Source organism: Aquimarina aquimarini (assembly GCF_900299535.1).
Taxonomy (GTDB): domain Bacteria; phylum Bacteroidota; class Bacteroidia; order Flavobacteriales; family Flavobacteriaceae; genus Aquimarina; species Aquimarina aquimarini.
The window spans coordinates 1-12,638 of sequence record NZ_OMKE01000006.1 but is presented as its reverse complement, the minus strand read 5'-3'; the positions used below and the strand labels follow the sequence as shown (position 1 = coordinate 12,638).

The 12,638-nt window shown below is 33.1% G+C and carries 10 protein-coding genes; 4 read left to right on the top strand and 6 right to left on the bottom strand.

Annotated elements, in window-relative coordinates; genetic code table 11:
• The first annotated feature begins 16 nt into the window (after nt 1-16).
• The 3 genes from DG508_RS01650 (at nt 17) to tsaB (ending at nt 3,638) form a co-directional block, all read left to right on the top strand.
• A complete protein-coding gene (locus tag DG508_RS01650) occupies nt 17-1,531 on the top strand; it encodes a TolC family protein (RefSeq protein ID WP_234418153.1) in 1,515 nt (504 codons plus the stop codon).
• Between the two features lie 73 nt (nt 1,532-1,604).
• Nucleotides 1,605-2,876 carry an efflux RND transporter periplasmic adaptor subunit gene (locus tag DG508_RS01645; RefSeq protein ID WP_108866480.1) on the top strand — a complete coding sequence of 424 codons (1,272 nt, stop codon included), beginning with the start codon at nt 1,605-1,607 and terminating at the stop codon, nt 2,874-2,876.
• Between the two features lie 99 nt (nt 2,877-2,975).
• A complete protein-coding gene (gene tsaB / locus DG508_RS01640; RefSeq protein WP_108866479.1) occupies nt 2,976-3,638 on the top strand; it encodes a tRNA (adenosine(37)-N6)-threonylcarbamoyltransferase complex dimerization subunit type 1 TsaB in 663 nt (220 codons plus the stop codon).
• Here tsaB and DG508_RS01635 read toward each other — a convergent pair.
• The 4 genes from DG508_RS01635 to DG508_RS01620 all read right to left on the bottom strand — a co-directional run bounded on the left by DG508_RS01635 (nt 3,592) and on the right by DG508_RS01620 (nt 8,248).
• Nucleotides 3,592-4,299, bottom strand: a complete 708-nt coding sequence (locus DG508_RS01635; RefSeq protein WP_108866478.1) for a hypothetical protein — start codon at nt 4,297-4,299, stop codon at nt 3,592-3,594. The genes tsaB and DG508_RS01635 overlap by 47 nt on opposite strands.
• A 384-nt stretch (nt 4,300-4,683) precedes the next feature.
• Nucleotides 4,684-6,717 (bottom strand): thioredoxin domain-containing protein, encoded by a 2,034-nt coding sequence (locus DG508_RS01630; RefSeq protein WP_108866477.1) that lies wholly within the window; start codon nt 6,715-6,717, stop codon nt 4,684-4,686.
• 156 nt (nt 6,718-6,873) lie between these two features.
• Nucleotides 6,874-7,074, bottom strand: a complete 201-nt coding sequence (locus DG508_RS01625) for a dodecin family protein (RefSeq protein WP_108866476.1) — start codon at nt 7,072-7,074, stop codon at nt 6,874-6,876.
• 262 nt (nt 7,075-7,336) lie between these two features.
• The gene (locus tag DG508_RS01620; RefSeq protein ID WP_108866475.1) at nt 7,337-8,248 is read right to left on the bottom strand and encodes a NifU family protein; all 912 of its coding nucleotides are present in this window, start codon (nt 8,246-8,248) and stop codon (nt 7,337-7,339) included.
• A 249-nt stretch (nt 8,249-8,497) separates the two neighbouring features.
• Between DG508_RS01620 and DG508_RS01615 the strand changes: the two genes are divergently transcribed.
• Nucleotides 8,498-9,520 carry a PorP/SprF family type IX secretion system membrane protein gene (locus tag DG508_RS01615; RefSeq protein WP_108866474.1) on the top strand — a complete coding sequence of 341 codons (1,023 nt, stop codon included), beginning with the start codon at nt 8,498-8,500 and terminating at the stop codon, nt 9,518-9,520.
• Between the two features lie 398 nt (nt 9,521-9,918).
• On the opposite strand, the gene DG508_RS21230 is transcribed toward DG508_RS01615, so the two are convergent.
• Nucleotides 9,919-12,066, bottom strand: a complete 2,148-nt coding sequence (locus DG508_RS21230) for a lytic polysaccharide monooxygenase (protein WP_234418152.1) — start codon at nt 12,064-12,066, stop codon at nt 9,919-9,921.
• 273 nt (nt 12,067-12,339) lie between these two features.
• The coding region (locus DG508_RS01595) for a hypothetical protein (protein WP_159090594.1) at nt 12,340-12,638 on the bottom strand (299 nt) is incomplete at its 5' end.

The following is a 12,638-nucleotide window of genomic DNA, read 5'->3' as shown; positions in this document are numbered from 1 at the left end:
ATACCAATACCATAGTATGAAAGTAATAGTAAGAGATTTAAGCAGGTTGTCATTATATAAAGAAGCTTTAAATTCTAAACTTATGAAAAGTAAGATTTTAATTTTGTGTATCGCATTTTTTGGAATTACAAGTATGCAAGCACAAGAAAAGAAATGGACACTAAGAGAGTGTGTAGAATATGCATTAGAAAACAATATTTCTATAAAGCAATCTGCACTAGATATAGAGGCTTCAAAGATTGATCAGCTAGATGCAATGGGTAATTTTTTGCCCTCATTAAATGCGAATGTATCAAATTTTTGGAGTTCAGGTTTAACTCCAGACCCAATTACAAATGAAAATAAGACACAAACATTTAGAAGTTCAAATTATGGAGTGTCTATGGGGGTAACATTATTTAGTGGTTTAAGGAATATAAAAACCTTTCAAAGAGCAAAGCTAAATCAATTACTAAGCCAGTATAATCTTGGTAAGACCAAAGATGATATAGTACTGTTTATAGCAAATAGTTATTTGCAAGTGTTGTTGAATAAAGAATCACTAAAAGTGATAGAGAAGCAACATGAGATTACTTTAGAGCAACTACAACGTACCAAAGATTTAGTAGATGCTGGAGTATTGCCGCAAGGAGACTTATTAGAGATTGAAGCTACCTCTGCAGATGAGTTAACAAGAATCGTACAAGCAGAGAATGCTGTACAAATAGCATTAATAGGATTAGCACAACGATTACTGATCAAAAATTATGCAGATTTTGATATTGCTGAACAAGAATATTTGGTTCCTGCATCAGAAATATTAAATAAGCCTATAGATCAAGTAATTGCAAAAGCTAGAGAGTCTAGGTATGAAGTGCAGATAGCAGAGCAGAATAAATTGATTGCAGAAAAAAATCTTGAAATATCTAGAGGGGCATATTACCCAACATTAAATGGTACGTTTAATTATAATACCAGAGAATCAGGAGCAAAGCCTTTTGCTAGAGTTTTAGATGCAAACAATCCTGTATTGACACAAAATATTGGGGTAGTAGAAGGAACTGGGCAAAATGTAATTAGTCAAACACCAAATTTTCTTCTTGCAGAACAAAATGCAGCACCATTTATAGATCAGTTGTATACCAATGATGGTATTTCTTATGGCTTGTCACTCTCAGTACCTATTTTTAATGGGTTTACAGTAAGAAGTTCTGTTAAACGAAGTAAAGTAAATGTAAAACGTACTGAGTTTCAATTGGAGCAAGCAGAGCTAGACCTAGATAGTAATGTATATCAAGCTTATTTAGATGCAAAAGGGGCGGCAGAGGCCTACGAAGCTGCACAGGTGTCTGTAAAAGCACAAGAAAGAGCATATGAGTACGCAAAAGATCGTTATGATGTAGGATTGACCAATGCATTTGATTTTAGTCAATCAAAATTTAGATTAGAAAATGCACAAAGTCAAGAAGTGCGTAATAAATTTGATTACATTTTTAAACTAAAAGTATTGGAACTTTATTTTGGAATAAAGATCGCTGATATAAAATTATAAAGTATAGTTTTCTGATTCTTGAGTAAGGATAGGTAATTATATGAATACAATAGAACCAACATTGAATTAGATTATGAGTACAAAGAAATTACTTTTTGTTTTAGGTGCAGTAGTCCTGCTAATGATCCTTCTGGTATATGGAAAAAAATCAGGTTGGTTCGGTAAAAGTGGAAATTACAAGGAAGTTTCTGTTGCAAAAATTGAGAAAATAGCTATTACAGAAACTGTTTCTGCTACAGGAAAAATACAGCCAGAAGTAGAAGTGAAACTTTCTTCAGAAGTATCTGGGGAAATTATAGATTTACCTATAAAAGAAGGGCAACAAGTACAAAAAGGAGACTTATTGGTTCGTATTAATCCAGATATTATTCAATCAGGACTCAATCGATCACAAGCAACTCTAGAGAATATAAGAGCAGGGTTACGACAAGCAGAGGCAAGTTTAAAAGAGTCAGAATTAAATTATGAGCGTAATAAAGGTCTGTTTGAAAAAGGGGTGATATCTAAGGCAGAATGGGATAAAATTATATCTTCATATGAAGGAGCAAAGGCGGCCAAACAATCAGCGTATTATAATGTAAGAAGTGCACAAGCAACGGTAAATGAAGCCAAAGATAATTTGAGTAGAACCTCTATCTATGCTCCTATGACAGGTACAATATCTAAGCTATCTGTAGAGTTGGGAGAGCGAGTAGTAGGTACACAACAAATGGCAGGAACAGAAATTGTAAGGGTGGCAAACCTGAACAACATGGAGGTAGAGGTGGATGTGAATGAAAATGATATTGTTAAAGTAGAAATTAATGATGCTACGATTGTTGAGGTAGATGCATATCTTAAAAAGAAATTCAAAGGAATTGTTACAGAAATTGCAAATTCTGCAGAAAGTACCATGAGTGCCGATCAAGTAACTAATTTTAAAGTAAAAGTTAGAATTCTTGAAGAATCATATGCCGATCTTATTGAGGGTAAACCCGATAATTATTCTCCATTTCGACCTGGAATGACGGCTACCGTTGATGTTATCACAGAAAAAAGAGAAAATATCATTGGGGTTCCGATAAGTTCGATAGTAATCAAAAATGATACAACGGCTATAACAGAAACTACTGTTGAGAAAAAAATAACTTCAAATTCAGATGAAAAATTTGAATGTGTATTTATAAAAAATGGAGAAACTGCAAAGCTGAGGGTAATAAAAACAGGAATTCAAGATGACGGTAATATTGAGGTAGTAAGCGGTTTAAAAGTAGGAGAGTCTGTTATTACAGGGCCTTATAATATAGTTACCAAAATATTAAAATCAGGTGATAAAGTAACGATCTCTGATCCCAAAAAGCAGTAGAACTACATCTAGCATTGTATATTCTTTTTTATACTAAGACAGAATTAGTTCAAAAAAATAGTTTTTAATTAAGTTATCTTTGCTCAAAATATTTGATAGATGGCTTATATTCTTTGTATAGAAACTTCAACTACAAATTGCTCAGTGGCATTAGCCAAGGATGACAAAATAATTCAACTCAAAGAAGATTATAATAGTTCATATTCTCACGCAGAGCGATTACATAATTTTATAAACGACGTAATCAAAGGTGCTGGGATTGATATAAGTGATCTTTCTGCTATTTCTGTTAGCAAAGGACCTGGTTCTTATACAGGGCTAAGGATAGGTGTTTCTGCGGCAAAAGGATTGTGTTACGCATTGGATATTCCTTTGATTTCGATACCAACCTTAGAATCATTAGCCATACAGATAACAGAAGAAGGGGCTTATGTAGTTCCTATGATAGATGCTCGTAGGATGGAGGTGTATTCAGCAGTTTTTGAAAGTATGAGGTATGATGAGGTTCGAGAAACAAAGGCAGAGATCCTTACTGAGACTTCTTTTCAAACATATTTAAAGGATAAAAAAGTATATTTTATAGGTAACGGAGTAGATAAATTTTCAAAAATTTGTAACGATGTTAATGCTGTTTTTATACAAAACAAATTGCCATCTGCAAATGAGATGGCAATGTTAAGTTATCCTAAATTTTTGAGACAAGACTTTGAGGATGTTAGTTATTTCGACCCCTATTACTTAAAAGACTTTGTGACGGGGTAGCATCTGTGCTTTTTAAAGCATTATATCGTGCTACTAATCTAATAAGGTCTTCTTCTTTTTTTAGGCGAATACTTTCCTTTTTTAGATATGCTTTTAGCTCATCATGCTTATCGCTAAATGTAGCAAGCATCTCTTTCTTATTCATAGGTAACTCCATGATAATACCAGACTCTTCTAGATAGTAGGTGGTAATCATTCTAATAGATCCAGGCTCCGTAATTCCGTCTATAATACCTGTTTTTACTGGTGGATCTTTAATTTTTAGTGTAAAACGTTTATAAATGCGATATCTGTCTGATAACTCAACCAATACATAGTATCCTTTTCGGTCACTGTTTCTTTGGTTTTTGAAGTCACAATAGTAGAAATAATCGCCATCTATTCGTGCATGTACCGTGGGAGATTTAATAACTTCAAATAAATCTGATTTTGAATTATATTCTAAAGCATCAGAAAAAACATTGTATTTGAGTTTGGCATCAAAAGTTCCCGATTTTTCATCAATAACACTTGATTCTTTGTACCTGCTTTTCATATAAACACTGCCATTGTATTCATCATACATATGAATTCTAGAAGTAGGTGTCAATAAATTTCTGGGCAATTGGGCAAAAAGTGAAGATGAAATCACTAAACATAATAAAAGTAGTATTTTTCTCATAGTTTTCTTTATTTAGGTGTTAACAATTTAAAGAAATAACACAATTAATGCAAATAATATTGATTTTTGTTCAAATTATTACGAATTATTTAATAGCAATAAGAGGAATGATTCATTATTAGCAATAAAAAACACGTTTTAACATATATTTCACATAATTTCACTGAGGAAAAACCGTAAAAAAAGACATTTATTGTAGTGTAAATCGTTGCTAATATGTGATTTATGTTGTGTAATGGTTTTTTAAACTGTAAAATTCAATTAAATTTATTTAACAAATATTAAGTTTTAGTGTTATTTATAATGATCTAGCTATAAATGAAATAGCGATCTTAGAGATATAATTTGTTAAAATGTAAATAAAGATTAGATAAAATAAAAAAGTTAATTTAAGGGCAAGATATCGCTCAGCTCTTCAACAGGATATTTACAGGCGTTATTTACGCATAAATAGAATAGAGTTTTATTTTCAACAAATCTATTTTTGAGTAATATTTGGTCAGAATCAGATAAACTTCCTGCAATTAATTTATTAGGAATATACGTTTTGTTTAATTCCTTTAATTTGGTTTTGGCATCTTTGCCTATGATTACCAGTTCATAAAAATCAAAAGAAAAATTTAGCATAAGATCCAACCAATTTGAATATCCAGAGGCATAAGAACCAATTTGTGGTTTTATGTTGTGCAACATTCGCTTACTTATTTCTTTATAATCTGAGCGATCATAGTAATGTGATAATAAGAATAAATTTTTGGCCATAATAGAATTAGATGCAGGAATTACATTATCTGTATATTCAACAGTTCTAGTGATGAGTTTAGGGTCTTGATCAGAAGTGAAATAAAACAGATTTTTATCTTTATTAAAAAAATGTGTCAAGGTATATTCTGTAAGTTGATTGGATATGTTTAACCATGTTGTATCAAATGTATTTTGATAGAGAGTGATAAAAGCTTCAATTACAATTGCATAATCTTCTAGATAGCCATTGATAGTACTTTTTCCATTTTTGTAATTGTGAAATAATGAATTATCTTTTTTTAATTGCTTGTCTTTAATAAAATGTGCGTTATGAATTGCGGCTTCCAAAAACTTTTTCTCTCCAAATACCCGATACGCATCCAGATATCCTTTTAGCATCAGTGCATTCCATGAGGTTAGTGTTTTGTCATCTAATCTTGGTAGAGAACGTTTTTCTCGCGTATGTAGTAAGATTTTTTTCCATCTAAGTACTTTTTTTGCCAGCTCTTCATTATTAATGTTGTTGTCAAGGCAAAACTTGTGGTCACTATCTTTTCTAATCAACACATAATTTCCTTTTTCCCAAAAACCATAGGTGTTTATGTTGTAATACTCAGCAAAAAGAGAATAGTCGTCAAGTAGAAGTTTTTTTAGCTCTTCTTTGGTCCAGACATAAAATGCGCCTTCTTCCAATTCACCTTCAGGAGTCATGCTATCAGCATCTAGTGATGAGTAAAATGCCCCTTCTGTAGTAGTGAACTCTCTAGATATAAAATCTAATGTCTCGTATACTACATCTTTATACCATTGATCCTTTGTAACCAAGAAAGCATCAGAATATAGGCTGACCAGTTGTGCATTATCATATAACATTTTCTCAAAGTGAGGAACGTGCCATTTCTCATCAGTAGAATATCGTGCAAAACCTCCTCCTACGTGGTCATATACCCCTCCAAATGATATTTTGGTCAAGGTATTTTTTACAAAATCTAATAGTTTCTCATCTTTTGTCTGGTATGCATATCTCAAAAGAAAATGATAATTGTTGGGCATCATGAATTTAGGAACACGCTTTGTTCCTCCTTTTTGATGATCAAAAGTTGATTGCCATTTCTTTATTGAGGTAGCTATAAAATCATTGTCAAAATGAATTTCATCTGTATTGGTTTCGATAAGGTCAATAGCTTTGATTCCTTGCTCTAGTTTTGATGCATATTCTTCTAATTTGTCAGGTTGTTTTTGATATAAATTAGAAATTTGCTTTAGAGCATCTACCCAATTTGCTTTCGGAAAATATGTGCCTCCCCACACAGGTCTTCCGTCTGGTAAAGTGACAACATTGAGCGGCCAGCCACCACTACCAGTCATCATTTGTACCGCACTCATATACACTTGATCTACATCAGGGCGTTCTTCTCGATCCACCTTGATGTTTATATAGTTCGAATTCATAATTTCTGCAACTTTTGGATCTTCAAAACTCTCGTGCTCCATAACATGACACCAATGGCATGCGGCATACCCTATACTTACAATGATAAGTTTATTTTCTTTTTTAGCTTGTTCTAGTGTAGACTCGTTCCAAGGTTTCCAATTCACTGGGTTGTGAGCATGTTGTAATAGGTAAGGGCTAGTTTCATGAATCAAATCATTGGTATATGTATGTTGTTGCATAGAAGGCTTGTTTTGACTTGTGCATGTGATGAACAAGAGTATTAATAAGATGCTATAAGAATGTTTCACAGAAGTGTATTTATAAGCAATGTCTAAAAATATAAAAAGCATCCTGAATAATTCAGAATGCTTTTTATAAAATAGAAAATGAAGTAATTATTTTACCTCAAAAGAAATTTTTAGGTTTACTCTAAATTCTGCTACATCATTATCATTAACCACTACACTTTGTTCTGCTACATATGCAGATCTAATGTTTTTTACAGATTTACTAGCTTGCTTTATTGCATTTCTAGTTGCATCTTCCCAACTTGTTTCAGAGTTAGCCAGTACTTCAATAACTTTAATAATTGCCATTTTGTGAGTTTTTTAAGTTAAAAATCTAATAAAGAGACTCTAAGATACGATAAACCGATGCTTTATCTAAAAAATGAGATGCTTTATTTTATAGAGATTGTCGATGTAACTATGAATTTATCGATCAACTGTATGTCGATAGATAAAACCGATATTTTTCTCCTTTGTTTTTTTTCTTTTATAGTCAATAAATGTCAATTTTTTTCAAATAAGAATTTTGTAAGCTTACCCAGCTATAATTTGCTTAGATAAGGTAAACTGTTTATCCATTTATAGCTTCTACAGTAGAAACTTTGTCTTTCAACATCTCTTTAAGCATATTTTCTATTCCATTTTTCAACGTAAAAGTAGAAGAAGGACAACCGCTACAAGCTCCTTGTAAAACAACTTTTACAGCTTTACTTTCTGGGTCATACGAATCAAATAGTATGTTTCCCCCATCACTAGCTACTGCAGGTTTTATATATTCATCAATAATACTTATTATATCTTTTGAGATATCATCCAGGTTTTCAAAATCAGTATGAACCTGATTTTCTACTTCTTTTTTGGTTGCAGTGGCATTGGCAGATAAAACTTCTTTACCTTGTTCTAGGTAATTGCGTAGAAATTCTCTGATTTCTAAAGTAATATCATTCCAATCGGCCATGTCATATTTGCCTATAGAGATATAGTTTTCATCAATATAAACTTCTTTTACAAATGGGAAATGAAATAATTCTTTTACAAGAGGTGATTCACTGGCATCATCTATGTTTTTGAATTCATGTCCAGCAGTTACCAATTTTTTATTAGCAACAAATTTTAATACGGCAGGATTTGGGGTACTTTCTGCATAGATAGTAATCGGAACTTTTTTTGTAGACTTGGTTTCAGTCTCCAGAATAATTGGTTGTTCGCTATTTAGGTAGTTTTCTATTTGTTCTGCTACTTCTTCTTGCACATCTGACCATTCTACAATATCATACTTGTCTATAGCAACAAAGTTCTGGGCAATAAAAACTCTTTTTACAAATGGTAAATAGAATAATTGCTGAGCAAGAGGGGAGTTTTTTGCTTGATCTATATTTTCAAACTCATAACTCGTATGTTGTGTTAAAAAATAGTTTGCTTCGAATTTGACTATTCCAGGGTTCGAAGTAGCTTCTATTTTTACTTCAAATTTCTTTTCCATGTGTTTGTTTTTGGCAAATTTACTAAAAAGCAAAACGATATCTGAATCGTTTGCAGAATGCTCGTATTTTTTAACGAATACAATCAAGGGTATGCAAATCTATTGTTCTGTTAAAAATTTATATCTTTGGAGAGATTGAAATACAATAATTATTTTTAAAATAATAGTGGGATTCTAATTATTGAAACATTATTTTTAATAGCTTGAATTCACTAATTCTATTTAGCCCCAGTAAATAATAGTACCCAAATGAACTTAAAAAAAATCTATGTAGTAGTATTAGTACTAGTATCTCCATTTGTCTATTCTCAAGAAGGAATTCCAGTATATGCAGATTATCTTTCTGATAATTTGTATCTGGTTCATCCTGCTATGGCTGGAGCATCAAATGCTAATAAAGTAAGACTTACTGCCAGAAAACAATGGTTTGATGTAAGTAATGCACCTAATTTACAAACGTTGAATGTAAATTTTAGAGCAGGAGAAAAATCTGGTTTAGGTGGTATTTTGTACAGAGATGAGAATGGTCGATTCTCTCAAACAGGTATTTACCTTACCTATGCATATCATTTGTTATTTTCTAGAGATAGAACAGATTTGAATATGTTATCTTTTGGGCTTAGCGGAGGATTTATACAATCCAATGTTGATCTCAGAGGACTTGATGATGTATTTGATCCCGATCCTGTTATCTTAGATAGAGTGCAAAAAGATTCGTATTATAATATGGATGTTGGATTATCGTATAATTTTTTAGAATGGTATGCACATTTTACCGTAAAAAATATTTTGCCAACGACTCGAGATATTTTTGATAATAATACTCCAATACAAGAATCAAACAATCAGCGTAGGTATATCTTTTCTACGGGGTATTTATTTGGCATAAGAAACTCACCATTAAGTATAGAGCCATCGTTTATGTATCAAGCTACAGATCAAACCAAAGAAAGTACTGTAGATGCTAATGCAAAAGTGTATTATAATTTAGGAACAGCTACTCTATGGGGAGGATTATCGTATAGACGTAGTTTGGATGGAGCAGAATATTCTGAAGATGGAAGCTCAATAAAGAGTCAGCAATTACAATATGTAACCCCGTTTTTAGGAGTTAACTATAAGAAATGGCTAGTAGGATATACCTATAGCTATCAATCTAATTCTGTAGTGCTTAGTGATGGTGGTTTTCACCAGCTTACTTTAGGGTATGATTTTGGAAAACGTAAAGAAAGATGGAACTGTAATTGCCCAGCGGTTAATGCAAATAATTAGCCAACAAGTTTAGATACTATAATAACTATCATAAAAAGGATCGTCTGAAAAGTAATTTTTAGACGATTTTCTTTTTAACGATACCTCTTATACGATTTACACATAAAAATTTGTATGTAGTTTGTTTCTTTTGCACTATATCTGTGTTATAAAATTCAACAATAGCTAAGGCTATTCTTTAATTTTATGCCTTAATCTAGCACAAAATAATTCAAGCTCTTTATACGAAATTCTTATCCATAACTCGTATTACTATAAAGCATTTAAAATTAAAAAAAACACCGAAGATTTAAATCTTCGGTGTTTTAACATGTATAGATAATACTATACTATTATCAATTGTAGCTTAAATTCGGGTAGTTATAGAAAACTAGCTACCCGAATATAATTTTTAATGATTACTTTTTAAGAATTCTCTCTGTATACACTTTATCATCTATATATATTTTAAATATATATAGACCTTCTTTAAGGTTAGATAAATCTTGTATTATAGATTTTTGAGTTCTTTGGTACTTATGAGACCTTAGTAGTTTTCCAGTAAAATCGTATAACTTTATTTTTACTGATGAAGCATTCTCAGCCTTTATTGTAAGATTGATGATATCTTGTGTTGCTGTAGGGAATAGGGTGTATAATGCTGTTGCACTACAATCTCCTGTTTTTGTCCAAGCTTGTTGCCAAGATGAACCAGTACCTGGGGCAAATGCCCAAGCTGCTGTAGAAGAACACCAACCAGGGATATTACATGTATATTTTCCTCCTGCATTTTGTACTTCCTCATTTTGACTATAAGAAGTTCCTGCTACATATTGTGAGATGCCTGCACAGTTCCCTCCTCCAGTACCAGGAGGTGTAGTTACGGTTGCGGTATTACTAAAACCAGATTGATTGCCTGCAGCATCCTTAGCTTTTACTCTATAAGAATATGAGGTATTTGCTGTTAATCCAGTAGCTTGATATGTAGTGCTAGTTGCAGTAGCAATAACAGTATTTCCTTGGTAAACGTCATATCCTGTTACAGCTACATTATCAGTAGCAGCATTCCAAGAAAGATTTACTGTAGTTTGTGTAGCATTTGATGTGCTTAAACTTGTAGGAACAGAAGGTGCTTGTGTATCAGAAGCTCCACCACTACAATCTCCTGTTTTTGTCCAAGCTTGTTGCCAATAAGTACCAGTACCTGGAGCATACGCCCAAGCTGCAGAAGAAGAGCACCATCCTGAAGTTTTACATGAATATTTTGCTCCTTCATTTTGTACTTCTTCGTTTTGGCTATAGGAAGTTCCTGCTGCATATTGTGGTATTCCAGCACAGTTTCCTCCTCCAGTATCAGGAAGTGTAGTTGCAGTTGCAGTGTTGCTAAAACCGGATTGATTACCAGCAGCATCCTTGGCTTTTACTCTATAAGAATATGAGGTATTCGCTGTTAATCCAGTAGCTTGATATGTAGTACCAGTTGCAGTTGCAATCACGGTATTTCCTTGGTATATATCATATCCAGTCACAGCGACATTATCGGTAGCAGCGTTCCAAGAAAGGTTGATTGTAGTTTGCGTAGCATTTGATGTGGCTAAACTGGCTGGGGTAGAAGGGGGCTGTGTATCAGAACCTCCTCCTAGTGTAGTTACAGTTACAGTATTACTAAAACCAGATTGATTATTTGCAGCATCTTTAGCTTTTACTCTAAAAGGATATGAGGTATTTGCCGTTAATCCAGTTACTTGGTATGAAGTACCAGTTACAGTTGCAATAACAGTATCTCCTTGGTATACATCGTATCCAGTTACAGCTACATTATCAGTAGAAGCACTCCAAGAAAGATCGGCTGTAGTTTGGGTAGCATTTGATGCCCCTAAACCAGTAGGAGTAGAAGGCGCCTGTGTATCAGAACCTCCTCCATCAAAATGGATGTCACTAGCTGAGTAAAATGCTTCTGCACTATCAGATCGTTGCCAGATGCTATAAATAACATGTTTACCTGTTCTGGCAGGTAGCGTTACAGGGATATTAACAATTCTTTCGGGTCCGCTTGGAGGTGTTCGTACTAGAAGAACAAGACTGTCCCATGTTAATGGCTGATCAGGAGACCAGCTTTCTTTGGTGATATATACTTCATAATAAGCTGTTGCGTGAGGAGCATGGTTTGTCCAGGTAACTGTAAGTGGTCCAGGAGATACAAGTGTGGATACCCAATCAGGTCTAATTTGATCCATGCCTCCATATTTTTCAGGTCTACCACCACTAGCTAGATTTCCATCCATAATATATTGCCTGTGATTACCATTAGCATTTGCTTGGTTAATTTCATTCCAATCATATAATGCTTGAGTACCATGAGAGGCTACCGCGTCAATACAAGGAGGAGAATCTGGGCTTTCTGGGCCTTCTTGAAAACAATTCCAAACACGACTTGGTGGGTATGTTACTGTACCGTGGGGGAAAACAGAGAGAATTACTGCTAGAAATAAGGTCGTACAAATCAACTGTTGCCAGGAACAGCTACTTGTATTAAAAATTACTGAGTTTGTTGTTTTTTTAAACATGGTTTAATGGTATTTAAAAGTTATGTATTAATGAGTTAACTCATTAATAGACAAAATATTATAAAGAATGCTGTTTGGGTTTATATCTTGAAAGTAAATAAAATAAGAGTTGCAATGAATATTTCTAAGAGGTAAAACCCTCTGAAATTCCCTGATCAATTTGCAATAAATAAAGGCTATAAAAAAGGTTATACCAGTTATACTTTGAATTTAGCGTAAAAGAAAATCATCTTCATAAGACCCAAAAGTGCCTAATTTGCTAAAACCAGCCCCTTAATCTCCTATCAGTACAATACTTAAAAAGGGAACAACAGTTATCAATATTCCATATAAAATACCAAACATGGCACCTGGGAATTTAACGTGATATTTAAAAGAAGTATCTTCTGGCTCTCTACCAAACCATTTGACAAACAAATTCCACATTATCCTATACAGTATAGCCGCATATAGGGTAGTTAGCAAACTTAAATACATAATTTTTTTTTCTTCTATACTAGTGCTATACAAGTATATCCCAAATATGCCAATTACCCCTCCCCCTATGATAAATCCTAAATTATATTTTATGA